This window comes from Streptomyces formicae (assembly GCF_002556545.1).
In the GTDB taxonomy this organism is placed as follows: Bacteria; Actinomycetota; Actinomycetes; order Streptomycetales; family Streptomycetaceae; genus Streptomyces; species Streptomyces formicae_A.
Genome location: NZ_CP022685.1, coordinates 4,319,473 through 4,344,664, shown reverse-complemented (window position 1 = coordinate 4,344,664; position 25,192 = coordinate 4,319,473). Strand labels below are relative to the sequence as shown.

General features: G+C 71.7%; 22 protein-coding genes. 8 read left to right on the top strand and 14 right to left on the bottom strand.

What is annotated here, in order from left to right; all coding sequences use genetic code 11:
- Positions 1–60: 60 nt before the first annotated feature.
- The 3 genes from KY5_RS18405 to KY5_RS18395 all read right to left on the bottom strand — a co-directional run bounded on the left by KY5_RS18405 (position 61) and on the right by KY5_RS18395 (position 5,742).
- Positions 61–2,136, bottom strand: a complete 2,076-nt coding sequence (locus KY5_RS18405) for a HelD family protein (protein ID WP_234362781.1) — start codon at positions 2,134–2,136, stop codon at positions 61–63.
- 183 nt (positions 2,137–2,319) lie between these two features.
- A complete protein-coding gene (locus tag KY5_RS18400) occupies positions 2,320–4,836 on the bottom strand; it encodes a helicase C-terminal domain-containing protein (protein ID WP_098243287.1) in 2,517 nt (838 codons plus the stop codon).
- Positions 4,837–4,977: 141 nt separating this feature from the next.
- Positions 4,978–5,742, bottom strand: a complete 765-nt coding sequence (locus KY5_RS18395; protein WP_098247333.1) for a metallophosphoesterase family protein — start codon at positions 5,740–5,742, stop codon at positions 4,978–4,980.
- A gap of 221 nt (positions 5,743–5,963) precedes the next feature.
- Between KY5_RS18395 and KY5_RS18390 the strand changes: the two genes are divergently transcribed.
- The 5 genes from KY5_RS18390 (at position 5,964) to KY5_RS18370 (ending at position 13,164) form a co-directional block, all read left to right on the top strand.
- Positions 5,964–6,923, top strand: a complete 960-nt coding sequence (locus KY5_RS18390) for a hypothetical protein (protein ID WP_098243286.1) — start codon at positions 5,964–5,966, stop codon at positions 6,921–6,923.
- Between the two features lie 190 nt (positions 6,924–7,113).
- Positions 7,114–8,691 (top strand): hypothetical protein, encoded by a 1,578-nt coding sequence (locus KY5_RS18385; protein ID WP_098243285.1) that lies wholly within the window; start codon positions 7,114–7,116, stop codon positions 8,689–8,691.
- Positions 8,688–11,063 (top strand): tetratricopeptide repeat protein, encoded by a 2,376-nt coding sequence (locus KY5_RS18380; RefSeq protein ID WP_098243284.1) that lies wholly within the window; start codon positions 8,688–8,690, stop codon positions 11,061–11,063. Before KY5_RS18385 ends, KY5_RS18380 begins: the two co-directional genes overlap by 4 nt.
- A gap of 53 nt (positions 11,064–11,116) precedes the next feature.
- Positions 11,117–12,760, top strand: a complete 1,644-nt coding sequence (locus KY5_RS18375; RefSeq protein WP_098243283.1) for a DNA repair helicase XPB — start codon at positions 11,117–11,119, stop codon at positions 12,758–12,760.
- 122 nt (positions 12,761–12,882) lie between these two features.
- A complete protein-coding gene (locus KY5_RS18370) occupies positions 12,883–13,164 on the top strand; it encodes a hypothetical protein (protein WP_098243282.1) in 282 nt (93 codons plus the stop codon).
- Here the strand turns inward: KY5_RS18370 and KY5_RS18365 are convergent.
- Positions 13,066–14,295, bottom strand: a complete 1,230-nt coding sequence (locus KY5_RS18365; RefSeq protein ID WP_418952792.1) for a glycosyltransferase 87 family protein — start codon at positions 14,293–14,295, stop codon at positions 13,066–13,068. The genes KY5_RS18370 and KY5_RS18365 overlap by 99 nt on opposite strands.
- A 24-nt stretch (positions 14,296–14,319) precedes the next feature.
- Positions 14,320–14,505, bottom strand: coding sequence for a hypothetical protein (locus tag KY5_RS18360; protein WP_098243281.1), 186 nt, complete (start codon positions 14,503–14,505; stop codon positions 14,320–14,322).
- Between the two features lie 274 nt (positions 14,506–14,779).
- Between KY5_RS18360 and KY5_RS18355 the strand changes: the two genes are divergently transcribed.
- Complete coding sequence (locus KY5_RS18355) at positions 14,780–15,934, top strand: hypothetical protein (RefSeq protein WP_098243280.1); 1,155 nt, start codon at positions 14,780–14,782, stop codon at positions 15,932–15,934.
- Between the two features lie 35 nt (positions 15,935–15,969).
- On the opposite strand, the gene KY5_RS18350 is transcribed toward KY5_RS18355, so the two are convergent.
- The 4 genes from KY5_RS18350 to KY5_RS18335 are packed head-to-tail and all read right to left on the bottom strand — an operon-like array spanning position 15,970 to position 19,890.
- A complete protein-coding gene (locus tag KY5_RS18350; protein WP_098243279.1) occupies positions 15,970–16,965 on the bottom strand; it encodes an ABC transporter substrate-binding protein in 996 nt (331 codons plus the stop codon).
- A 20-nt stretch (positions 16,966–16,985) separates the two neighbouring features.
- A complete protein-coding gene (locus tag KY5_RS18345) occupies positions 16,986–17,810 on the bottom strand; it encodes an ABC transporter ATP-binding protein (RefSeq protein ID WP_098243278.1) in 825 nt (274 codons plus the stop codon).
- Positions 17,807–18,895 (bottom strand): FecCD family ABC transporter permease, encoded by a 1,089-nt coding sequence (locus tag KY5_RS18340; RefSeq protein ID WP_234362780.1) that lies wholly within the window; start codon positions 18,893–18,895, stop codon positions 17,807–17,809. Before KY5_RS18340 ends, KY5_RS18345 begins: the two co-directional genes overlap by 4 nt.
- Positions 18,892–19,890: a FecCD family ABC transporter permease gene (locus KY5_RS18335; protein ID WP_098243277.1), complete on the bottom strand. Its 999-nt coding sequence runs from the start codon at positions 19,888–19,890 to the stop codon at positions 18,892–18,894. Before KY5_RS18335 ends, KY5_RS18340 begins: the two co-directional genes overlap by 4 nt.
- 119 nt (positions 19,891–20,009) lie before the next feature.
- Here KY5_RS18335 and KY5_RS18330 point away from each other — a divergent pair, with 119 nt between their 5' ends.
- Entirely contained in the window at positions 20,010–20,639 is a 630-nt protein-coding gene (locus tag KY5_RS18330) for an HAD family hydrolase (RefSeq protein WP_098243276.1), read from the top strand.
- Positions 20,640–20,651: 12 nt separating this feature from the next.
- Here KY5_RS18330 and KY5_RS18325 read toward each other — a convergent pair whose 3' ends face one another.
- Positions 20,652–20,903, bottom strand: coding sequence for a hypothetical protein (locus KY5_RS18325; protein WP_098243275.1), 252 nt, complete (start codon positions 20,901–20,903; stop codon positions 20,652–20,654).
- A 192-nt stretch (positions 20,904–21,095) separates the two neighbouring features.
- Here KY5_RS18325 and KY5_RS43080 point away from each other — a divergent pair, with 192 nt between their 5' ends.
- On the top strand, positions 21,096–21,479 hold the full coding sequence (locus KY5_RS43080; RefSeq protein ID WP_098243274.1) for a cold-shock protein: 384 nt from the start codon (positions 21,096–21,098) through the stop codon (positions 21,477–21,479).
- 71 nt (positions 21,480–21,550) lie between these two features.
- On the opposite strand, the gene KY5_RS18315 is transcribed toward KY5_RS43080, so the two are convergent.
- From KY5_RS18315 to KY5_RS18300, 4 genes are all read right to left on the bottom strand, one after another.
- A complete protein-coding gene (locus KY5_RS18315) occupies positions 21,551–22,411 on the bottom strand; it encodes a 1,4-dihydroxy-6-naphthoate synthase (RefSeq protein WP_199843134.1) in 861 nt (286 codons plus the stop codon).
- On the bottom strand, positions 22,404–23,120 hold the full coding sequence (locus KY5_RS18310; protein ID WP_098247329.1) for a futalosine hydrolase: 717 nt from the start codon (positions 23,118–23,120) through the stop codon (positions 22,404–22,406). Before KY5_RS18310 ends, KY5_RS18315 begins: the two co-directional genes overlap by 8 nt.
- Positions 23,117–23,632 (bottom strand): DUF2771 domain-containing protein, encoded by a 516-nt coding sequence (locus tag KY5_RS18305; RefSeq protein ID WP_098243273.1) that lies wholly within the window; start codon positions 23,630–23,632, stop codon positions 23,117–23,119. Before KY5_RS18305 ends, KY5_RS18310 begins: the two co-directional genes overlap by 4 nt.
- A 117-nt stretch (positions 23,633–23,749) precedes the next feature.
- On the bottom strand, positions 23,750–25,180 hold the full coding sequence (locus tag KY5_RS18300; RefSeq protein WP_098243272.1) for an MFS transporter: 1,431 nt from the start codon (positions 25,178–25,180) through the stop codon (positions 23,750–23,752).
- Positions 25,181–25,192 lie beyond the last annotated feature (12 nt).

Below are 25,192 nucleotides of genomic sequence, written 5' to 3'. Positions count from 1 at the left end.
AGGGGCGCGGGGAACTGCGCGACCAGCCACGACGGACCCGCGCCCGACGCCACCCCCGCCTCAGGCCAACTGCTCAGGCAAGTCGGCCGCGTGGACGACGACGAGCCCCGACACCGCACGGGTCAGCGCCACGTACAAACGGCGCAGCCCCGTGCGCGCGTCGGGCTCCCCGGCAACCACCGCCGAAGGCTCGTCGAGCACGACATAGTCGTACTCGAGGCCCTTCGCGAGCGACGCGGGCACCAGCGTCAGTCGAGTGTCGGGCGTCGTCTCCTCGCCGGGCGAGAGGTACGTGATCCCCGCCGAAGCCAGCGCAGCGGCAAGCGCCGGGATGCGGGCATCGGCGGCGATGAGCCCGATGGACCCCTCCTGCCGCAGCGAATCCACGCACGCGGCAACGCAGGCCGCGTCGAGCTCGCCCGCACCGACCCGCCGCACCGCCAGCGAACCCGGCGACTCACGCACGGAGTTCACCTCGGCGAGGCCCGGCGCGATGTCGGGCAGCAGCAGGGACGCGTACGCGATGACCTCGCGCGGCACGCGGAAACCGGCCGTCAGCTCCTCCACCACGGCGTCCCCCTTGCCGAGATGCCCGAGCGCCTCGTCCCAACTCCGCGTGGCCCAGGGCGTGGTGCCCTGCGCGAGGTCGCCGAGAACCGTCGCCGAACCCGTCGTGCAGCGCCGCCCCACCGCGCGGTACTGCATGGGGGAGAGGTCCTGCGCCTCGTCGAGCACCACATGCCCGAGCGAGTGCGTGCGCGCGACGAGATCCGTCGCCTCGTCGATCAACACGGCATCGGCGGAAGACCACTTGGCGCTCTTCACGCTCCGCGCGGGCTTCGCCCACAGCACGGCCCGCTGCTCCTCCTCGCTCAGCACGCCCTCGGCGTGCTCGGCGAGGAACTCCGCGTCGGAGAGCAGCCGGAGCACCAGCTTCGCGGGATCGACCGGCGGCCAGACGGCCTTGACCGTCGCCTTCACGGCGGCGTTGCGGGCCACCGCGTCCTGTACGCGGTCGTCGGGCGCCTCGCCCGACTGCTCCATGCGGACCAGGACGGCGTGCGCGATGCGCTGCGGAAGTGCGTCACGTGCCGCCCCGTAGCGGATGTCGCGGGCGAGCAACTCGCTGACGATCTCCTCCAGTTCGTACGCCGGAATCCGCCATCTGCGCGAGCCGCGCACGACCATCAGCGGCTCGGTCGGCAGCGTGACGTGCGAGCGGACGGCCCTGCGCAGGACCTCGGCCATGCGGGCGTCACCCTTGACGAGCGCGGCGGGCGCCTCGTCCGTGCCGCGCACCTCCACATGCGCGACCAGGCTGTCGACGGTGGCCTGCCTGACCTCCAACTCGCCGAGCGCGGGCAGGACTTGCTCGATGTAGTGCAGGAAGGAGTCGTTGGGCCCGATGACCAGCGTGCCGGTCCTGGCGAGCCGCTCCCGGTGCGCGTACAGGAGATAGGCGACCCGGTGCAGACCGACGGCCGTCTTGCCGGTCCCCGGACCGCCCTGCACGCACACGCTGCCGCCGAGCCCGCTGCGGACGATCTCGTCCTGCTCGGGCTGGATGGTGGCGACGATGTCCCGCATCGGGCCCACGCGCGGCCGCTCGATCTCCTGCTGGAGCAGCTTGCTGGTGCGCTCGTCCTCGGTCGCGTCGCTGAGGTGCTCGTCCTCGTACGCGGTCAGGTCGCCGCCCGTGTAGCCGAAGCGGCGGCGCAGCGCGATGTCCATCGGGTCCTTCTTGGAGGCCCGGTAGAACGGCTGCGAGACCGGCGCGCGCCAGTCGATGACCATGGGATCGCCGTCGGCGTCGTGCACATGCCGCCGCCCGATGTAGAACTCCTCGCCCTCCGCGCCCTCGGCCTGCTCGGCGCCCGGCGCGTGCAGGTAGTCGAGCCGCCCGAAGAACAGGGGCGTGTGGGCGAGGTCGGCGAGGGACTTGATCCGCTCGTCGAGTTGCCGTTCCAGGACGGCGGCGTTCACCCAGTTCGCGGTGACGTCACGGATGTCGAGGGCCTCGGCGTCCTCGCGCATGGCACGCAGGGCGGCCCGGGAGGCGGCGAGGTGCCCGCGTTCGCGGGCGAGGGGGTCAAGAGAGCCGACGGACTCGGGCTCGGTCTGGGCGTGCGCGTGCACGGGATGCCTCCGGCGGTTCTACGGGTTCGTGTGCGGGCCTCTGCTTCTTGCTCTGCGAGGTGCCGACCGGTTTCCGTCCGGGCGGCGGCGCTCCACGGGGGAGGCGGGGAAGGGGGCATCCTAAGTCAGCGGTAGCTGGCCGGGCCAACGATTTTCCCGTACGCCCGGCCCGCGCCCTGTGCCTCAGTCGTCGGCGAGCTCCGCCACTCCCGTGATCCGGTGCAGCGGATACGTACGGACCTCGTCCGCCGTGTGGTCGTACGCCGTGACGAAGCCGCCCTCCACCCGGACCGGGGCGATCACGCGCTGGCTCGCCGAGCCCTCCGCGTTGACGTAGCCGATCCACACGGCCTCGCCGGTCAGCACCGCGGCCTGCATCGTGGCGAGCGTCTCCGCGGCCGTGGTGCGCGGCAGCCGCCCGTCCGCGGCCTGCGGTGCCTCCTTGCGGGGGGCCGTCGACGCCAGGTCGCCCGCGCGGATCGCCCGCACGGCCGCGCCGACCAGCGTCCCGTCCGGCAGCGGAGGACCGTCGGGCACCGGCTCGGGAGCGGAGCGCGGCGGGGTGCGGCGGGCGTGCGCGCGGGTGATCAGGACGTCGCCCTCCGCGGACTCGGCGGCGGGCGCGAAGCCCATGCCGCGCAGCCCGTCCAGGAGCGTGCCGGGGTCGGCCTGCGCGGCGAGCACGGTCGGCGCGAGCCTGCGAAGGCGCAGGCCCTGGGAGCGCCGGTCGGCCAGGATCTCGTTGAGCACTGCCTCGTCGTCGCAGCGCACGTACGCCGAAGCGGCGCCGATGCGGAGGTGGCCGTGCCTGCGCGCCACGTCGTCGATCAGGTACGCGAGGGGCTGCGGGACGGGCGTGCGGGAGTGGGCGGTCAGGAAGGTGTGCAGGTCGGAGGCCGACTGCCCGGAGTCGAGCGCGCGGCGTACGGAGCCGGGCGTGAAGCGGTAGACGGTGGCGCCGCCCTTGGACTCGACGTCGGCGAGCACGGCGAGAGCGTCGGCCAGCGGCCGTTCGAGAGGGCCGGGGGCCACGGCCGTGAGGTCGGCCTGGAGGAGGACGTGGTCGAGGGGCTCGGGGAGCAGCGGCGCGAGGAGCTGGGCGGCGCGGGTGGCGGCGACGCCTCGCTCCGCGGGGCTCGTGGCGTCGTCGTCGGCCGCGTCCAGGAGCGCCCTGCCGTGCGTGGACAGCGCGCCCCGGCCGGTGACGCCGAGCAACTCGGCTTCGTTCAGGGTCCATTGGGCCAGGGAGGAGCGCAGCTCCCGCGAGGCGGGCGACGGCCGCTCCCAGCGCAGCCGGGCGAGCAGGGACTCGGGGTCGGGGGAGCTGCCCTCGGGGAGCGTCGCGGCCAGGGCGAGGACCCGGCGGCGCACCTCGGGGGCGGCCGAGCGGTCCAGGTGCGGGCCGAGCGCGGAGAGCGTGCGGTCCTTGCCGTCGCGGCCGCCGATCAGGCCCGCCGTGCGGGTCGCCGTCAGCCAGACCGTGGCGAGGGCGGCCCAGCGCTCGGGGGCGGGCAGCTCCTGCCACTCGTCGTACGCGGGAGTCGCCGCGTACCGCTCGTCGGCCTCGCCGTCGGAGGCCACCAGGCCCGCCGCGTAGGCCAGTTCGACCCAGAAGGCGGCCAGCGGTTCCGGCAGGTCGAGGGCGACCGCCGTCCGCTTCAGGTCGCGCACGCTGAGACCGCCCGCGCGCAGCACGGCGGGCCCGCCCTCGTCCCAGTCCTTGAGGAGCTCCTCGACGGTGGCGAGCGCGGTGTACGCCTGCCCCGCCGCCGTCGTGTCCACAACCTGTGGACGGTGCTCGCGCGCGGCCACCACGGGCGGCGGCGTCGGCTCGGGGGTGCGGTGGGCGCGGCCCGCGCGCAGGTGCAGGGCGGCCTCGCGCGGCAGGACGACCGTGCCCGGCGCGGTCGGCAGGAGCAGCCCCCGGTCCAGGAGCCAGCGCAGGTGCCGGGCGGGATCGGCGGTGACCTGCCCGTACGGCGGCCCCCACACCAGCCGGGACAGGACCTCCACGGACTCCGCGGGCGCCTCGTCGAGCAGCGCGGACATCCGGGCGCGGTCCGTGAACAGGGCCCGCAGCGACTCGACGGCGGACACCGGGTCGTGGGTGCTCGGCAGCCCCGCCGCGGTGACGATGTCCTGGATCCTGGTCGGCGACATGCCCGCCGTGGCCTCGGCGACGGTGGGCCCGAGGCCGGTCGGGGAGGGGTGCTGCGGGGCGGGCGCGAGCAGCTCACGCGCGGTGCGCACGAGCCGGAGCCGGTCGTCGGGCCCCCACACCAGGGCCTGCTCGTGGAGCGTGGCGAGCGCGCGGGCCAGCGCCTCCTCGACGACGGCGTCCCCCTCGTCCCCCGCGATGAGCGCCCGCACCTCGTCGTACGACGCCGGGTCCTGCGCCACCGCGAGCGTCTCCGCCACCTGCTGCGCGAACCGGTCCAGACGATCGAGGGCCCGCACCACGGACGCACGGGTCCCCGCGCGGGTGGCGAGCTGGGTCAGATCGGTCGGCACGGGGGTGAGCAGATCGGGACGGGCCCGCAGCAGCGCCGCGAGCGCGTCGTCGTCGCGCGAACGGAGCGCTTCGGCGAGGGAGCGGGGTGCCTCGGCCGGTGAACGGGGAGTCTCCGCGGCACGCGGCGATGCGGTGGCGCTCGCGCTCGCGCTGGCGCTGTCCGTGGGCTGCGGCTCGTCGGTGCTCATCCGGCTCACGGTAGCGGGTCGGCCGGGCGGGCAGTGCGGTTGTCCGCGCGGCGGTGCGTGCCGCGCTGCGCACCGCGCCCCGGGACACACCCCGCCGCGCAGCCCCTCCCCACCCCCACCCCTCCCTCCTCCTCCCTCCCCCTACTCCTCCTGCCCTGGTCGCCCGTCGCGCGGTCCGAAGACGGCGAGTGCCTCGATGTCGGAGGCGCGGGCCCGCAGGTAGTAGTCGGCCCACTCCGCGGCATCGGGGAAGCCGGACTCCCGGGCCACCCGGCTGACGGCGGCTTCGATGTCGTAGTGCGTGGTCCGCAGGTCGACACCGGGGCCGAGGAGCGCCCAGTGGGCACCCGGCCTGCCGTAGGGCATGCCGACGCTTCCCGGGTTGATGACCAGGCGGCCGTGCGCGAGCCGGACGAACGGCATGTGGGTGTGCCCGCAGACCACCGTGCGTACGTCCTGGTCCAGATCGCCGAGAACCTCCTGCCACCGCTCGGGACGGGAGTCGACGAGCACGACCTCCTCGTCGTCGCGGGGAGTGGCGTGGCAGAACAGGACGTCGCCGAGACCGGGAAGCGGCAGGCGCAGTGACCGCTGCGCGCTGTCCAGCAGGGTGAGGTGTTCCGTACGCAGCTGTTCCGCGGCCCAGGGGGTGACGGCATCGGGGGCGGCGCCGCCCGCACCGCGGCGCTGTTCGAGCAGCTCGCGGTCGGCGTTGCCACTGATCCAGACGACGCGGTCACCGAGACCGGCCAACAGGTCGAGCACCTCGGTGGGCTGCGGACCGGAGGCGATGTCACCGGTGAGCACGATGCGATCCGCCGTACGCACGTCCTGTTCGGCCAGCACCGCCTCCAGGGCGGGCAGGACTCCATGGATGTCGGAAAGAACAGCTACTCGTTCGACCATGGTCACCACGATGGGGTGACGCGGGTGCTGGGGCAGCTCCTTTCGCTTCCCGCGAAGGGCGCGCTCCGGCGGGGCAGGCGCGACAACTCCCTTATGAAAGGCGTGAGTTACCCGCCGCGCGAGCCGCATCGCGCCGGGTGAACGTTCCTGTCGCCCTCGAAAGAGTGAACGCATCCCGATTGGCCGGACGGCCGTGCCGGTGATCAACCTAAGTTGCGCACATGGTCAGTTCAGCCCACGAGGGCCTGCACCGCATTTTCCAGGAGCGGCCAGAGATCCTCGCCCCCGTCTTCCGTGCGCTGGGCATCGCCTTCCCCGAGAAGGCGACCCTCGACGCGCTCACTCCGGACGTGACGGAGACGAAGCCGCTCGAGCGCCGCGTGGACACCGTGCTGCGCATCGGTCCCTCCGACGGCGACGACTTCCTGCTGGCCATCGAGGCGCAGGGGGCGCGGAAGCCGGGCAAGGAATTGAGCTGGGCGTACTACGTGGCGTACCTCCAGTCCAAGTACTGCCTGCCCGTGCTGCTGCTCGTGGTCTGCCAGGACCAGGCCACGGCCAAGTGGGCGAGCGGGCCCTTCGACTGCGCCACCCGGGGCTGGACCACCCAGCGCACGCATCCGATGGTCGTCGGCCCCGACAACCTGCCGGTGATCACCGATCAGCGGACCGCGGCGGAGAACCCCGCGATGGCGGCGTTCTCCGCCCTGGCTCACGCCCGCAGCCCGCAGATCGACGCCATACTGGAGGCATTCGGCCACGCCCTTCAAGATCAGGACGGAAGGGCAGCCGACTACTTCTACGAGTTCCTGGACATCAACCTGCGGGGCACCGCAGCCGGAGACAAATGGAGGGAAATCATGGGTTTCGTCAGCTACTTCCCCGGACGCGGCACGGTTCGCGAGACGGCGTACCTCGAGGGCAAGGCGGAGGGCAAGGCGGAAGGTAAGGCGGAGGGCAAGGCGGAAGGAATCGCCGAGGACCGCGCCTCCTTGATCCTGCGCGTGCTGGAGTCGCGTGACGTCCACGTCTCCGAAGACGCCCGGGAACGCATCACCTCGTGCACCGACCTCGACACCCTCGGCCTCTGGTTCGACCGCTCCCTCACGGCTGCCACGGCGGAGGACCTCTTCGCCGAGACCTCGCAATCGCCAGCGGAGACTACGGACGCGGGTGCGTGAACGTGTAACTGCAAAACGGGCTGCTTTCCGTGGCCCACGTGCGCCAGGTGATCTACGCCTCCCGGGACCGCGCGTCGAAGTTCTGCGGATTCCCTGTCCGCGTCCGCGCGATGCGCCACCCTGAACCTGGGAGGGCGATGTGGGCAAAGCTTCGAGGAAAAGGCAGGAGCAGCGGGCCCGGAGAGCAGGCGTGGGCGCCTCAGCCGCAGCCTGTGGTGACCCGCAAACGCTCGGCGAGGAAGCGCTCGTCCGGCTGCTGGACGTGAACGAGCCGGACAACTTCAGCCTCGCTGCCGCGTATGCGTGTGGTTATGGAGTCCTGGGCCTCGCCCAGCAGGAAGGTACGGCACCGTACTGGTACCAGCAGATCGACCCGCTGGACGCGCTGTTCCTGGGAACCCTGTGCTCACGGGAGCCCTTCACGGACGAGTTCGCGTTCGCCAACGCGCGTGACGCCTGGTTGCGCCTCTTGCGGGGAACCGCCCATGGCAAGGCGATCGAGCGTTTTGTGCGCGAGGCCGTCGCACTGAGTTCGGAGCTCGGATTGGCCGTGGACGACGGGAAGCTGATGCTGGCGCTCATCGGCCGTCTCGAAGCCGCAGGACTCGACCGGCGTCGCCTGCCCCGGCGCCTGCTGCCCGAGGCGGCGCTCCGAGGATGCCGGGTGATCTGTGGGCCGCCCCCGGACCTGCGGCTCCCCGAGCCACCCGGAGACGCCAAGGAGCGACTCAAGCGGTTCTGGAAGTCCGAGGACGAGGCTTCATGGAATGAGGACACCCCTCAGGCCGTTCTCCGTGCCGGGCTACGCCGACTGCGCGACGCCGGGCTATCGGTGAAGAAGGAATCCGGTGTGCTGCTGCCGGCTTTGTACGCGGCACTTCTGGCGAACCCCGGCGAACCTCTGGAGGATCTCGGCAAACATGCCCAGGCGTGGGCTCTGTCCCTGAACGAGGCTTTGCCGTTGGTTCGGGTGCTCGACATCCTGCTTGTCGCCCCTGAGTTGGAGATGACCGTGTCCGACGCTCTTGGGCGTCTGCTCGCCGTCCCCGCGTTCACCCAGCCGATTCCCTCCGAGGCGCTGCTCTGGACCAGTTCTCCTGGGCTTGCCCTGCCGCGCCTGGCTTTCGAACTGGGTGCGCCCGAGGTGACGACAGCGTTCGGATCGATCACTCCGGACGAGCTGGACCAGGCAGGCACGTACTTCCGGATGGGCGTCAGCTCGGCCGCCCGGCGCGAAGCGGACGACCTCGAAGAGCCGAACAGCGTCGACGGTCCGGACGGGGCACAGGAGGAACCGGACGAGCGGTGGGCCGAACGGCGCCATGCTGTGCGCAAGGCAGTGCAGCGCAGGATGCGGGACAAGCACGAGGAGTCGGCGGGCGCACGCGACCCGGGTGACCATCCCGTCAAGGCCATATGGAACGCGGACGGCAGCTCCGTGAGGCACTTGTCGACCGAGGCCGTAGAGCTCCTGGAACTCCAGGTGGACTGCTTCCGGAAGAAGTTCGGGCGCGAACCGGGTCCGGGCGATCCGCTGTTCTTCGATCTCGATGCTTCCGAACCCACCCCCATCACCAGGAACGACATCGACAGCATGATGCTGGACATGGCGGACCTGGCAGAGGAGTTGGGCATCGACCCCGTCTTCTTCCACGCTGGGTGTGAGGTCGGCTACATGGTCACCGAGGAGAACAAGGACATGTTCACCAAGGCCGAGGTCATTGCCTACAGCAGGGCTGTTGCCCGGCTCCGACAGGCTGAGGGATGACCCACAACGTTGAGAATCACATCGACGGAGGAGTCCTCTTCGGCTTCGTCGTCCAAGGCCAGCACGTCACGCTGACGCTCCCGGACCGCCCTGACCCCGCGCTCGCCGGACTCCCCCCGGCGTCCGTCGCTTTCGCGGGCCGCCGCAGCCAACTGGACCGCGTCCTCGCGGCTCTGGATCCGACGGCGCCGAACGACAGGGCTGTGACGGTGGCGGTGACGGGGCTCGCCGGTACGGGCAAGACCGAACTGCTGCTCCAGGTCGCCCACCGGGCGTTGCGGGAGAAGGGCTGGTTTCCTGGTGGGGTGCTCTACGTCGATCTGCATGGCTACGACGTAGAGAGCAGGCTGTCACCGAAACGTGCGCTCGGCACGCTGCTGCGAGCCCTCGGCGTTCCCCCGCAACACATACCCAACCGGGTCGAGGAACGGGCGAATGCCTGCCGTTCCGCGCTCGATGCGTTTGCCGGTGCCGGCCGACGGGTCCTGGTGGTCCTGGACGACGTCCCCGTCACTGACAAGATTCGCCATCTACTGCCCAGCGACGGGCGCACTGCCACGCTCCTGTCTGCGCGGCACTCCCTCGCCGGGCTGGATGCTCTGGCTCTGACGCTGCGAGAGCTGCCCGCCGACGAGGGGCGGGACCTGCTCGGCAAAGCCCTGGTCACGGCCCTGCCCGAGGACTCGCGTGTGGCCGACGAGCCCGACGATGCCGACCAGCTCGTCGCGTTGTGCGGCGGGCTACCACTGGCGCTGCGCATCGTGGCGTCCCTGCTGGTGGACGTACCGACCCGGCCCCTGTCCCACCTCCGTCGCGAGATTCAGGACGCACACTCCCGGCTCTCCCTGCTGAGCCGGGAGGAACGCGCTGTGGCAGCCGCCTTCGAACTGTCCTATCGAAGACTCACCGATGAACAGGCCAGGTTCTTCCGGCTGATGTGCCTGCATCCCGGGCCGGACTTCTCCACCGAGGCTGCGGCGCGGTTGTACGGCGAAGGGCGCAACGAATCGGAGCGTCTTCTGGAGGACCTTGTGCGCAGGCACCTGGTCGAGCCGCGGGAGTCCTATGGTCGCTGGCAGCTGCACAGTCTCGTGCAGCTGTACGCCTGGGAGCGGCTCAGGTCACACGGCGATCCGTGGGACGAAGACCGTGGGCGGCTGTTCGCCCACTTCCACGAGATGGCCACCCAGGCGTGTGAAAGGGTCTTCGACCCCGCTGCACCGCAACCCACGGCGAGCTCCTGCTTCAGGGACCGAGCAGAGGCGCTGCGATGGCTGGAAGCCGAGCGGCGAAGCTTGGTCGCGGTGGTCGACTGTGCCCACGAAGTCGGCAGCGATCCGGTGTGCGCCGCCCTCGCGGCCCCCGTCGCCCACCTCCTGGCAGCCATGCGTTATCTGGAGGATGCCGAAGAGGTGCTGATCACAGGCATCCGGTCGAGCCGACGCTGTCAGGATGGCCCGCGGAGAGCCGCTCTGCTGAGCTCACTCGGGGTAGTGCTTCTGGACCAGCGCAGACTGGGCAAATCCTTTCGTACTCATCTCAAAGCCATCAAGATGTTCCGGAGAATGCAGCAGTACCCGGCTTTGGCCGACGCGCTGAACAACCTCGGGCTCACGCTCCACGAGCAGCGCAAGTTCGAGGAGGCCGTGGCGACCCATACCGAAGCGGCACAGCTGTCCGAGCGCGTCGGTGACGGGATCGGAGTGGCGCGGGCTCTCAGCAGCATCGGGGAGACGCAGTCCGAACTGGGGCGCAGGAAGAAGGCCGCACGTGCGCTCCGGAAGTCCGCGAAGATCTTCCGGAAGGAGGGCGACCTGCGTGGTTACGCCCGCGCCTTGAGTGGCCTCGCCAGAGCGACGCGCGACGCGGGTAAGGCCGAACAGGCTCTGGAACTGCACAAGCGCGCGCTGGAGATGTCTGACGGGCTGCTCCTGCCCCACGACAGGGCGATCGAGCTGGCCAACTACGCAGGCACACTCATCGCCGCCGGAGAGCTGGATGCGGCCCTCACCGCACAGCAGGAAGCGCTGGATACCTTCCGGCGCCTGGGGGAGAGCCACGGCGAGGCGACGGCCCTGGGGGGAATGGCCCTCGTACGCCATAGCCAGGGCAAGTGGAGCAAGGCGGTGCGGCTGCACACCCTGGCTCTGGAGGCACTCGTGGAGAGCCGAGACGACCACCGGCTGGCCCACGAGCTGAGGAGCCTGGCGGAAGTACTCCTCCGGCAGGGCAGTAACAGCGAGGCTCTGGAGAACCTGGAGCTCGCCGTGGAGCTGTATCACCGGACCGGGGACACACGGCGAGCCACGGAGACGCTGGCCCAGGTCGTCCAGGTGCGGAAGCGGCACGGTGTCATCGCGCGGACCGCTTGATCAGCGGCGCATGCGGCACACTGGACGTTTGGCCTATCGGAAAGGGCGCTCGCGTGAACGGTCCCCTCATTGTCCAGTCGGACAAGACCCTCCTGCTCGAGGTCGACCACGAGCAGGCCGATGCCTGCCGACGTGTCATCGCGCCCTTCGCGGAGCTGGAGCGTGCTCCCGAGCACATTCATACCTATCGCGTGACGCCGCTCGGGCTGTGGAATGCGCGGGCCGCCGGGCACGACGCCGAGCAGGTCGTGGACGCGCTCGTGGAGTTCTCGCGGTATCCCGTGCCGCACGCGCTGCTCGTCGACATCGCCGAGACGATGGCGCGCTACGGGCGGCTCACGCTCTCCAAGCACCCCACCCACGGGCTCGTCCTCACCACCACCGACCGGCCCGTGCTCGAAGAGATCCTGCGGTCGAAGAAGGTCCAGCCGCTGGTCGGGGAGCGGGTCGACCCGGACACCGTCGTCGTGCACCCCTCTGAGCGCGGGCAGGTCAAGCAGACCCTGCTCAAGCTGGGCTGGCCCGCCGAGGACCTCGCGGGGTACGTCGACGGCGAGGCCCACAAGATCGATCTTGACGAGAGCGGCTGGTCGCTGCGGCCCTATCAGCAGCAGGCCGTCGAGGGGTTCTGGCACGGTGGCAGCGGTGTCGTCGTGCTGCCCTGTGGGGCGGGCAAGACGCTGGTGGGCGCGGGGGCCATGGCGCAGGCCAAGGCCACCACCCTCATCCTCGTCACCAACACCGTCTCCGCCCGCCAGTGGAAGCACGAGCTGGTGAAGCGCACCTCGCTGACCGAGGACGAGATCGGCGAGTACAGCGGGACCAGGAAGGAGATCCGGCCCGTCACCATCGCCACGTACCAGGTGCTCACGACCAAGCGGAAGGGCATCTATCCGCACCTCGAGCTCTTCGACTCGCGCGACTGGGGGCTCGTGATCTACGACGAGGTGCACCTGCTGCCCGCGCCCGTCTTCAAGTTCACCGCCGACCTCCAGGCGCGCCGCCGTCTCGGGCTCACCGCCACCCTCGTACGCGAGGACGGGCGCGAGTCCGACGTCTTCTCGCTCATCGGGCCCAAGCGCTTCGACGCCCCGTGGAAGGAGATCGAGGCGCAGGGCTACATCGCGCCCGCCGACTGCGTGGAGGTGCGGGTCAACCTCACCGACAGCGAGCGACTCGCGTACGCCACCGCCGAGGCCGAGGAGAAGTACCGGTTCTGCGCCACCACGGCGACGAAGAGGAAGGTGACGGAGGCGCTGGTCAAGAAGCACGCAGGTGAGCAGACCCTCGTCATCGGGCAGTACATCGACCAGCTCGACGAGCTGGGCGAGCACCTGGGCGCGCCCGTCATCAAGGGCGAGACGACCAACGCGCAGCGCGAGAAGCTCTTCGACGCCTTCCGGGAGGGCGAGATCTCCGTCCTCGTCGTCTCCAAGGTCGCCAACTTCTCCATCGACCTGCCGGAGGCCACCGTCGCCATCCAGGTGTCGGGCACGTTCGGCTCGCGGCAGGAGGAGGCCCAGCGGCTCGGGCGCGTGCTGCGGCCCAAGGCGGACGGCCACGAGGCCCGCTTCTACTCCGTCGTCGCCCGCGACACCATCGACCAGGACTTCGCCGCCCACCGCCAGCGGTTCCTCGCCGAGCAGGGGTACGCGTACCGGATCATGGACGCGGACGAGCTGCTGGCCGGGGGCTGACAGGCGGTCTCCAGGACGGGGCGTCTTCCGGTTGGCTCCCCCGTGCTTCACCGGCGATCGGTACGCTGGGGAGTTGCCGGGAAGTCGACGGAACCAGCCACGCCGAGGGCAAGGAGGGCGCCATGCCTCACCAGGAAATCTACGAGGTGCTCTACACCGAGCCCGCAGCCCAGGACCGTGACCGCCTCGACCCTGTGCGCAGGGCGTCCTTCGACAAGGCGATCGAGATCCTGGCGCGCGATCCGTACACGGAGCACTCGCGGTCGATCGGCGTGGGCGAGCAGGACCGGGAGATCCGCCTGACCTCACAGATCGTGGCTGAGTACATGGTGTCGCGCGGCCGCCTCCTGCTCGTCGTCCTGCGGGTGTTCGACGACGCGGACATTCTGCTGGCCGAGGACTGACGCTAGGAGCCCCAGCCCCAGCCCCAGGCCGAGCAGTGCGTACGGCGACGCCAGCGGCTGCTGCCACCAGGGGAGTCGCAGGTCCAGGTCCCCCTGGTGCGGGAGCAGCCAGAACGTGCGGGCCGTGAAGAGCGCGGCCACCCCCGCGGCGAGGCGCCCCCTGCCCTCCGCGACCAGCAGCGCGAGCAGCGGCACGCACCACACCCAGTGGTGGGACCAGCTGATGGGGGAGACGAGGAGCGCGGTGAGGGCCGTCACCAGGACGGCCCGCGCGGAGCTTGGCGCGGAGCCCGGTGTCCCCGCGTGGACGCGCGCCGCGAGCCACAGGCCGCCGACCCCGACGAGCGCCGCGGGGACGGCCCACGCCGCGCCCGGCTCCGCCTCGTGCAGCACGCGCGCGACGAGCCCTTGCAGCGACTGGTTGTCGACGATCCACGCCTTGCCGACCCGGCCCGTCTCGAACACGCGCCGCGTGAAGAAGTCGACGGTGGCGCCGGGCAGGGCGAGCGCGCCGAACGCCACGGTGCCCGCCAGGGAGGCGAGGGCGGTGAGCCCTTCGCGTACGCGCCCCGTCAGCAGGTAGTACGCGATGAACACGGCGGGCGTCAGCTTGATCCCGGCCGCGACGCCCAGCGCGAAGCCCTTGCCGAGGGTGCCGGGCCGCCGGGTGAGGTCCCACAGGACCAGGCAGGCGAGCGCGAGGTTGATCTGCCCGAACAGGACGGTCTGGAAGACGGGTTCGAGCCAGAGGCCGACGGCGGTCGCGGCGCACAGGAGCGGGACGCGGACGGGCAGGCCCACCAGCGTGCAGGAGAGCCGGACCAGGAGCGCGAGCAGCGCCACGTTGCCCGCGAGGAAGACGGCCTTCAGGGCGCCCAGCGGCAGCCAGGTCGTCGGTACGAAGAGGATCGCGGCGAACGGCGGGTAGGTGGCGGGCAGTTGCCACTCGGTGACCGTGAACCCGTACAGATCACGGCCGTCCGCGACCGCGGCACCCTCGGCCCGGTAGACCAGCGTGTCGGCCATCGGCACGCGCTGGACGACGCAGAGGGCGGCCAGGGCGGCGAGCGAGAGCCCGAGAAGTAGTGCGGCCGCGGTGGGTGATCGGAAGGTCGCTGTCCGTGCTGTCACGGCGCGACCTTAGTGGCCCCGGGGTCAGCGGCGCCGGACCCCGGCCTCCGACGCGTACTCACCGAGCACGACGACGCCGAACGCGGCGTTCACGAAGACCTTGGCGGCACGCAGGGCACCGCCCAGGCGGTGCGGGTGCGGGGCGTCGTGGGTTCCTGCGGCACCGGCGGAGGACGGGACGGACGCGGGGGTGAAGGTTGCTGCGCTCATGTCTCCATGATGGTTTCCGCGCGGCGCCCGCACATCGGTCTGCGGTCCACCTCGCACGTCGCCCTTTGGTCCAACAGGAGGGGGCGTTCCCGTACGACTTGAGGGGGAGGCGGCCCCCTACGGAGGTACGGGACGACGAGGCGCGGGGGCCGTCACCCGCTCTCGTCGGGTCCGTCACCGGCTCTCAAGTGGGCGCCTCCGCCAGGAGACGGTACCGTCGTGGACACCGCGCACCACCGCGCCGCGTCAACGCAGCCGCCCCGGAGGGGACTTCGTGGGGATCGAGAGCGATCAGCTGGTCTTCGACTATCTGAGCCGGGTCGGAGACCTCGCCCAGCAGCGGCAGTTGCCGTCCGGCACCCGGATGCGGCTGGTCTCCCGGCTCCGGAACGAGATCGACCGCAGCAGGGCCAAGGCGGTCGCCGACAACCCCGCGGCCATCCGCCGCATCCTGGCCCGCCTCGGCACGCCGGAAGAGGTCGTCGAATCGGCGGGCGACACGTCCGGCGACTCGTCCGGCGAGCCCTCCGGCGACATACCGGCGGCGCGGAGCGAGCCAGGGGCGGCCGTGCCGACGCAGCGCGGAGCACGGCCCCGGCGTACGCGTACGGAACGAGCGGAGCCCGCGGAGGACGGCGCCTCCGAGACGCTGCCCAAGGCGCTGCGCCGCATGGTCCCGAGGCCCCGCCGCACCCCGGCCCCCGCCCCGGAACCGGAGGCTCCCGCGCCCGAGCCGTGGGACGAACGCCCGGCGCCGCCCCACCTCGCGGGCACCGACGAGCTGGGGCCGAGCGGCTCGGAGCCCGACTGGTGGCGGGTAGACAGCAGCCCGTTCGGCTTCGCGGACAGCGTGCCCGGCTTCGTCGGCGGCGTGGAGATCCCCGAGATACTCAAGCCTCCGCCGTCCCCCGACGACGCGCGCGAGAAGGACGAGGGGGATGAGGGGGATGAGGGGGATGAGGAGTACGAGGAAGAAGAGGCAGAAGGGGTAGAAGAGGCAGAAGGGGCGGTAGGGGGGAAGGGGGCGGGACGCAGGCGGCGCTGGCGCGTGCGCAGGGCGCGTCCGGGCGGCGGCACGGGCGAAGGCCCGACCCTCAGCAACCCCCTGCTCCTGCTCGCCGCCGCGCTCCTCACCGTCGGCGCCGTCCTCGGCAACCTCATCGCGCTCGGCGTCGGCTGGCTCATCGCCTACGCGTCGCGCCGACTCTCCCGTACCGAGGCGAAGATGGCGGCCCTGGGGCTGCCCGCCCTCTCGGTGGCCGCGGGGCTCACCTGGCTGTGGGGCCGCAGCGAGGGGCGCTGGGGCGACCCGATCGAGGACGGGCACATGAGCGGCGCCATCGCGGACACCTGGCCGTGGGTGGTGCGCGGCGCGGCCGTCGCCTCCGCGCTGTTCCTGGTGTGGAGGTCGCAGCGGCAACGGCCGTGAGCCGCCCGGGGGTTGGGGGAGGCCGCCCCCCCCCGCTACTCCGTCTTCGTCTTCGTCTTCGTCAGGTCCGCCTGCAACTGGTCGAGGATCTTGTCCGCCGCGGTGTAGCCGATGCCCTGGATCCACAGCTCGTCGTCGACCGTGTGGACGTTGCCCGACTTCACGGCCCGCATGTTCTTCCACAGTCCGCTGCCGACGGTCTGCGTCTGCTTGGCCTTCTTCGGATCGCCGTACGTGGAGCGGAAGATGACGTCCGTGTCCGCGAGGTCGATCTTCTCGGGGGACAGGTCGTAGGAGAAGCCGTCCTTGGCCTTCGCCGAGATCGGGGCGCGGCCGAGGCCGACGTCCTTGAGGATGGTCGCGATGTAGCTCTGGTCGCCGTAGAGGCGGATGTCGGCGCCCTCGATGAAGCGGATGACGTTGACCTCGGTCTGCCGGGCCTTCGCCGGGCCGCCGATGGCCGCGGTGACCTTCTTGGTGTGGGCGGTGTAGTCGGCGACGACCTTCTTCGCCTCGGCCCGCTTGCCGAGCGCGTCGGCGTGCACCTGGAAGTTCTCCTTCCAGGGGTAGCCGGTGGTCTCCGTCATGACGGTCGGCGCGATCGCCTTGAGCTGGTCGTACTTCGCCGCGTGCCGGATCTTGGAGGTCAGGATCAGATCCGGCTCGAGTGCCGCGATGGCCTCCATGTTGGGGTTCATCATCTCGCCGACGTCCTTGATGCCGCCGAGCTCGTCCTTGGGCAGGTAGTCCAGGAAGCCCTTTGACGCCTCGACGTGGGTGGCGCCGACCGGTTTCACGCCGAGGGAGATCGCGGAGTCGAGTTCGGCGGTGTCGAGGACGACGACGCGCTCGGGGTGCTCCTTCACCTTGACGTCGCCCATGGCGGTCTTGACCGTGTGCGTCCCGCCCGATGAGCCGGACCCTTCGGAGTCCGACGAGCCGCAGGCGGCGAGCGCGAGCGCGCCGGTGAGGGCCAGCGCGCCGGTGCGCAGGGCGCGGCGGCGCGGCAGCGGGGAGCGGAAGCGATTCATGGGGACACCTTTCGTCGCGTTCACACGGATGTGCCGGTGCGGGCGGGCGCGGTCGCGGACCACGGCGCCCCGGGGACGACCAGGGGGGAGCCGGTCACGGGGTCCGGCACCACCACGCACTCCAGGCCGAAGACCTCGCGCACGAGTTCCTCGGTGACGACCTTCGAGGGGGCTCCTTCGGCGACGACCTCGCCGGACTTCATGGCGATGAGGTGGTCGGCGTACCGCGCGGCCTGGTTGAGGTCGTGCAGGACCACCACGACCGTGCGGCCCCGGTCGTGGTTGAGCTGGCGTACGAGGTCAAGGACCTCGACCTGGTGGGAGATGTCCAGGTAGGTCGTCGGCTCGTCGAGGAGCAGCAGGCCGGTGTCCTGGGCGAGGGCCATCGCGATCCACACCCGCTGGCGCTGCCCGCCGGAGAGCTCGTCGACGGAACGCTCGGCGAGCGCGGCCACGTCGGTGCGCTCCATCGCCTCCGTCACGGCCTTCTCGTCCGCGTCGGACCACTGCTGCCACCAGTGCTGGTGGGGCTGGCGGCCGCGCGCGACGAGGTCGCCGACGGTGATCGCCTCGGGGGCGACGGGCGTCTGCGGGAGCAGCCCGATCTGCTGGGCGATCCGCTTCGTCGGGAGCTTCGCGAGGGCCTCGCCGTCGAGCAGGACCGCGCCGCTTTTCGGCTTGAGGAGGCGGCCGAGCGCGCGCAGGGTCGTGGACTTGCCGCAGGCGTTGGGGCCGACGATCACGGTGACCTTGCCGTCGGGGATCGCGAGGTCGAGGCGGTCGACGACCGTGCGGTCCTCGTAGGCGAGGGTCAGCTCGCTGGCCGTCAGGCGGGCGGCGGTCACTGCGTGCCTCCAGTGCGAACGGAACGGCTCCGGATGATGAGCCAGATCAGGTAAGGGGCGCCGACCGCCGCCGTGAGGACGCCCACCGGCAGCTCCGTCGGCGAGAACAGGCGGCGGGCGAGCAGATCGGCGACGACCATGATCAGCGCGCCGAGCAGCGCCGAGCAGAACAGCGGGATCTGCGCGGTGCGGGTCAGCCTGCGGGCGATCTGCGGGGCGAGCAGCGCGACGAAGTCGACGGGGCCCGCCGCGCCGGTCGCCACGGAGGCGAGGACGACGCCGAGCAGGACGAGACCGAGGCGCACCCGGCCGAGGCGCACGCCGAGCGCGGTCGCCGTGTCGTCGTCCATGGTGACCGAGCGCTGGGCGCGGGCCGCCCAGAAGACGAACGGGAGGAGTACGAGAAGGACCAGGCCGAGCGGGTTCGCCTCGGCCCAGCCGCGGCCGTTGAGGGAACCCGTCATCCAGATCTGCGCCTGCTGGGCGACGAGGTAGTCGCCCTTGGTCATGAAGAGCGTGGTGACCGAGCGGAGCGCGATCGCGAAGCCGATGCCGATGAGGACGAAGCGGGTGGCGTGCAGCCCGCCGCGCCACGCGAAGACGTACACGAGGGCGGCGGCGAGCACGCCGCCGAGCACCGAGAGGTAGGGCAGGGCGGTGTAGGAGGTGATCCCGAAGGTCATCGCGCCGACGGTGAGGGCGCTCGCGCCCTGGCTGATGCCGATGATGTCGGGGCTGGCCAGCGGGTTGCGGGCGACGGTCTGGATGAGCCCGCCCGCGACGCCGAACGCGGCGCCGACCAGGAGGCCGACGGCCAGGCGGGGTTCGCGCAGGGTGCCGACGACGAGTTCGTCGGCGGAGGGCTGCCCGAAGACGACCTTCAGGGCCTCGGCCGGGTGCACGAAGGACTCGCCGACACAGAGGTACGCCAGGCAGCTCGCGGCGAGGAGCACGGCGAGGCCGACGGCGACGACGGCCGCGCGGCGGTGGACGAGGAGAGCGGCCTTGTGGACGCGGAGGACCGCGTATCCGGCGGGGCGTATGTTCCCCTGCCGTACGCGCCCCGTGGGCACTGTCGCCGTCACGCGGCCACCGCCTTCCTGCGGACGAGGGTCACCAGGAACGGCACCCCGATGAGCGCGGTCATCACGCCCGCGGGCACCTCGCTCGGCGGGAAGACCACCCGGCCCACGGTGTCGGAGACGAGCAGCATCACGGGCCCGATCACGGCGGCCATGGGCAGCACCCAGCGGTGGTCGCTGCCGACGATCGCGCGGGCGATGTGCGGCACGGCGAGCCCGATGAAGGCGATGGGTCCCGCCGCGGCGACGCCCGCCCCGGTCAGGATCGTCGCGCCGAGCCCGCCCACGATCCGTACGGTCGCGACGTTCTGCCCGAGTCCCTTGGCCACGTCCTCGCCGAGCGCGAGGGCGTCGAGGCCGCGGGCGACCGCGAGGACGAGGACCAGGCCGACGAGCAGGAACGGCCAGATCTGGCCGACGATCTCGGCGTCGCGCCCGGAGAGCGAACCGACCTGCCAGAAGCGGAACTCGTCGAGGGCGGACGCCTTGGTGGTGAGGACGGCGGTGGTCAGCGAGACGAGCAGCGCGTTGATCGCGGCGCCGCCGAGCGCGAGTTTCACGGGGGTCGCGCCGCCCCTGCCGCTCGCCGCGATCGCGTACACGGCGACCGAGGCGAGGCCCGCGCCCACGAAGGCGTACCAGACGTAGCCGGTGAGGGTGTGGACGCCCGCGAAGGCGATGGCGCACACCACGCCGACCGAGGCGCCCTGGCTGATGCCGAGGATGCCGGGGTCGGCGATGGGGTTGCGGGTGATGCCCTGGAGGACCGTCCCTGCCAGGGCGAGCGCGGCGCCGACCATCAGGCCGATGACGGTGCGCGGCACCCGCATCTCGCGGATCACCTCGGCGGCGTCACTGTGCCCGCCGTGCAGCAGGGCGTTCAGGACGGCGGACGGCGCGATGGCGCGGGCGCCGACGGCGAGGCTGAGCAGGACGGCGAGCAGCAGGGCCACGACGGCCGCGGTCATCATGACGGCGCGTCTGACGGGCACACGCATCGGCTGGGCTCGTTTCACATGAGGCGTACGGGAGTGGGGCGCAGCGGTCGCAAGGCGCTGGTAAGGCTTGGCTAAGTCTACGGCCGGGGGTTCCCGCCGCCCTCGGCACAATGGGGTTCATGACCTCTCACACGCTGACCGTCGGCTTCGACCTCGACATGACCCTGATCGACTCCCGGCCCGGTATCAAGGCGGCCTTCCTGGCGCTTTCCGCGGAGACGGGGACGTTCGTCGACGCGGACCTGGCGATCACGCGGCTCGGCCCGCCGCTGGAGCAGGAGCTGCGGCACTGGTTCCCGGAGGACGAGATCCAGGACACGGCCGACCGGTACCGGGAGATCTACGTCACACACGCGATCGAGCCGAGCCTCGCCATGGCCGGGGCCGCGGACGCCGTCGCGGCGGTGCGTGCGCACGGCGGCCGGGCGATCGTGGTCACCGCCAAGTACGAGCCCAACGCCAAGCTGCACCTGACGCACCTCGGCATCGAGGCGGACGCGGTCATCGGCTCGCTGTGGGCGGAGGCGAAGGCGGAGGCGCTGCGTGAGTACGGGGCGGCCGTGTACGTCGGCGACCACACCGGTGATGTACGCGGCGCGCGTACGGCGGGCGCGCTCTCCGTGGCGGTCGCCACCGGACCGTGTGACGCAGCCGAACTGCGCGCCGCGGGCGCTGACGTGGTCCTCGCCGGGCTCGACGAGTTCCCGGCCTGGCTCGACGCCTACGCGGCGGGCGGCGCCGGGAGCTGAGGCCGGGCGCCGCTAGGTGGTGCTCGACCTGGCCTGACGCCGCTGCACGGCGACGCCGCGGAGCACGCCGGCGGCGGCGATGAGGAACCCGACGCCCATCAGCATGCACACCGCGTACGCGATGGAGGGGAAGGGGTCGGACCCCAGGAACAGCGGGGCCACGGTGACCATTGTGGCCACCGCTCCGACGAAGAAGACGATTGCTCCGGTCCGGACCATTCCGTCGCCCGGTCCGGCCGAATTCGCTTGGGTTTTGTCACGCACCCCACCAGGGTAGTTCCCAGCGCGAAGGAAGAATCCGGGGACGTCTTGTCACCGGCCCACGGACCAATAGTCTTGGTGGCGGCGGGTCGGGCGACCCGCTGTAGTGCTATCCAGAGCCGTTTTCGCCCCCTCGATCCGGTGGGGGCGGACCGGCATAGACGAGTACGACGAGTACGAGGACGAGGACTTCACGTGCCTACCGGCAAGGTCAAGTGGTTCAACAGCGAGAAGGGCTTCGGCTTCCTCTCCCGCGACGACGGCGGCGACGTCTTCGTGCACTCCTCCGTACTGCCCGACGGCGTCGACACACTCAAGCCCGGCCAGCGCGTGGAATTCGGTGTCGTCGCTGGTCAGCGCGGTGACCAGGCGCTCTCCGTCACGATCCTCGACCCGACCCCCTCGGTGGCGGCGGCGCAGCGCCGCAAGCCGGACGAACTGGCGTCGATCGTCCAGGACTTGACGACGCTCCTGGAGAACATCACACCGATGCTGGAGAAGGGCCGCTACCCCGACAAGGCGTCGGGGGCGAAGATCGCTGGGCTCCTGAGAGCGGTGGCGGACCAGCTGGACGTGTGACTTCGTGCCCGGACGGGCTGGTTTCAGCCCGTCCGGCGTTTGAGGACGAGCCGTTCAGGCGATCTGGACGTTCACGGAAACGACAGGGCGCCGGGTCGCAGAGCAGGCACGAGCCCCTCGGCCGCGGCCCGGGTGAGAAGCCCCCGCACGGCCGCGTAGCCGTCCTCGCCGAGGTCCGCCGTGAACTCGTTGACGTACAGGCCGATGTGCTGGTCGGCGACGGCCGGGTCCATCTCCTGGGCGTGTTCGAGGACGTAGGGCCGCGACGCCTCGGGGTCGTCCCAGGCCATGCGGACCGACGCGCGGGCCGCGTCGGCGAGCGAGCGCAGCGCCTCCGTGCCGAGGGAGCGCCGCGCGATGATCGCACCGAGCGGAATCGGCAGACCCGTCGTCGCCTCCCAGTGCTCGCCCATGTCGGCGAGGCGGTGGAGGCCGTAGTTCTGGTACGTGAAGCGCGCCTCGTGGATGACCAGGCCCGCGTCGACCTTGCCGTCGCGCACCGCGGGCATGATCTGGTCGAAGGGCAGCACCACGATCTCGCCGACGCCACCGCCGGTGAGCGTGTCCGCGGCCCAGAGGCGGAAGAGCAGGTACGCCGTCGACTTCTCGCTCGGCACGGCGACCGTCTTGCCGGTGAGGTCGACGCCGGGCTCACGGGTCAGCACGAGCGGGCCGCAGCCACGGCCGAGCGCGCCGCCGCAGGGCAGCAGCGCGTACTCGTCGAGGACGTACGGCAGCACGGCGTACGACACCTTCAGGACATCCAGGTCGGACGCGGCGGGGCCGCGCTCCGCGATGCCGTTGGTGATGTCGATGTCGGCGAAGGTGACGTCGAGCGCGGGGGCGCCCGGCACCCGGCCGTGCGCCCAGGCGTCGAAGACGAACGTGTCGTTGGGGCAGGGCGAGTACGCGATCCGCAGGGACTCAGTCATGGTCGTTCCAACTCTCCAGTACGGGCGTGAGCTTCCCGAACGCCTCGGTCAATGCCGAGAGCGCGGCACCGATCCGCCAGGCGTCCCGGTCCCGGGGGCCGACCGCGTTGGAGACCGCGCGGACCTCAAGGACGGGCAGAGCGTGCAGGGCGGCGGCCTCGGCGACGCCGAAGCCCTCCATCGCCTCTGCCAGGGCGCGCGGATGACGCAGCCGCAGGGCCGCGGCGCGCGCGGCGGAGCCGGTCACGGTGGAGACGGTGAGGACGGTGCCGCTCGCGGCGCCCGTGGCATCGGCCGCTCCCCGTACGAGGGAAGGCGGCGGACGGTGGGTGACGGCGCCGAAGCCGAGTTCGGTCACCGGCAGGAAGCCGTCGCCGGTCTCGGCGCCCAGGTCGGCGACGGTGATCTCGTCGGCGACGACGAGCGAGCCGACGGGCGCGTCGGGCTGGAAGCCGCCGCCGATCCCGGCGGAGACGACGAGGCGGTAGGGCCTGCCTGCGGCGTCGGCACGGGCGAGTGCGGTCGCCGTGCCCGCGGCGGCGGCCGCGGGGCCCACGCCCACGGCCAGTACGTCGACGCCGGTGCCGGGGTGTTCGGCCAGCGCCCGCGCCACCGCGTCCCGTTCGGCGGGGACGGCGGTGGCGACGAGAACGCGGGAGGGGCCCGTGGTGTGCGTGGCGGGCCCCGGTGTCGCGTCGTACGAGGTCAGGAGTCGGAGTCCTTCTCGAACTTGAACGACCACAGTCCTGTGGCCTTCTGCGTGGAGCCCTTGCCGCCCTCGAGGATGCTGACGGTGGACTTCTTGCCGCCGCCGCCGTACTGCTGGTTGAAGAAGACGCTGCCCGGGATCACCACGTACGTCTTCTTGCTGGCCTCGGTCAGCGGCTGACCGTTCATCAGGAGCGTCCAGCCCTTCTCGGCGACCTCCGGGTCGACGCCGAAGCGGACCTTCTCGTCGGGGTCGACCTTGACGGTCTTCACGTCCTTGTCCTGGAGGCAGGACTTCAGCTGGGACTCCTTCAGCTCCTTGCCGTCGTTGTAGCAGGAGGCTTCCGTGTTCACGGAGTCGCTGCCGACGGTCACGGTGGCGAGCGGCGTCGGCTTGTCGCAGGCCGAGAGGACGAGGAGTCCGGCGGAGACGGCGCCAAGGGCGGCCACGGTGCGGCGGCGGCGCGCCGCGCTGTTCACATTCGCGGCTCCGCCGCGGAGCAGGGAGGTCATGGGCGAAGGCTATCGGGCGCGTCGGGGGGTCTTGTTACGTGGGGGTCGCGGGCGCGGCGCGGGCGGGTCCGCGGGGGAGCGGGCGGGCGGAGCGGGCGGGCGGAGCGCGTGGCGTGCTCAGATCACCCGGGTGCGGCGCGGGCCGCCCTGCCGGGCCGTGGTGAGGAGCCCCCGTACGGTCGAGAGCCAGCCGAGCGCGACGATGCCCGCGGCCACCGCAAGACCGAGCGACCCGTTCAGCGGCATCGCGATGCCGACGGCCCCGCCGAACACCCAGGCCACCTGGAGCAGCGTCTCGGAGCGGGCGAAGGCGGACGTGCGGACCTGCTCGGGGACGTCCCGCTGGATCAGCGCGTCCAGGGACAGCTTCGACAGGGCCTGCGCGAAACCGGCGCAGGCGCCCAGACAGGCCACGCCCACCGCGCCGAAGAACAGCGCGGAGGTGATCGCGACGCCGAGGACCACGGCGACGACCGTCACGATGATGATCTCGGGCGCCCGCGCCTTCAGCCAGGCGCCGACCGCGGTGCCCAGCGCGTTGCCCGCGCCCGCGGAGACGCCGACGATGCCGAGCGAGACCGCGGCGCTCTGCCCGGCCAGCGGATGCTCGCGCAGCAGGAACGCCAGGAAGAAGATGAGGAAGCCGGAGAGGCAGCGCAGCGCGGCGTTGGCGGCCAGGGCGTGGGTGACGGCGGGCCCGACCGTGCGCAGCCCGAGCCGCCGCTTGCGGGAGGTGTCGGAGGCGGCCTCGGCGCGCGCGTGCAGGTGCAGGTGCTCCTCGTCGGCGGAGAGCAGCGCCTTGGCCTCGCCCTTGGCCGAGTCGACCTTGCGGGGCAGCGAGAACGACAGGAACATCCCCGACACGAAGATCACGAAGGCGCCGAAGAGCGGCCAGCGCGGGCCGATCGCCTGGAGCCCGGCCCCGACGGGCGCGGCCACGGCGGTGGCAAGGAGACCCCCGAGGGTGACGCGGGAGTTGGCTTTGACGAGGGAGAAGCGGGGTGGCAGGAGCCGTGGCACGACGGCGCTTCTGACCACTCCGTACGCCTTGGAGGCCACGAGCACGCCGAGCGCGGCGGGGTAGAGCTCGACGCTGCCGGTGGCGACCGCGCCCGAGAGGACGAGCGCGAGCAGGGCGCGGGCCAGCATGGCGCCCGCCATCGCGGCGCGGCGGCCGTGCGGGAGCCGGTCGAGCAGGGGGCCGATGACGGGGGCGAGGAGCGTGAACGGCGCCATCGTGATGGCGAGGTAGAGCGCGACGCGGCCGCGGGCCTCGTCGGTCGGCACGGAGAAGAAGACGGTGGAGGCGAGCGCGACGGTGATCATCACGTCGCCCGCGCCGTTCACCGCGTGCAGCTCGATCAGCTTTCCGAGGCCCGATTCGCCCGCGCCGTGGGCGTGGGTGGCCTTGCGGATGCCTCGGGCGGGGCCGGTGACGGGGAAGTGGAGGGCGCGGCCCAGGGCGCGCGCGGTCCGTCGCGCCGGTCCCGGCGAGACGGTTCCTGCTCCTGTGCCTGTGCCTACGGGCGTCGACCTTGTGGGGGCCACTCCGTCATAGTG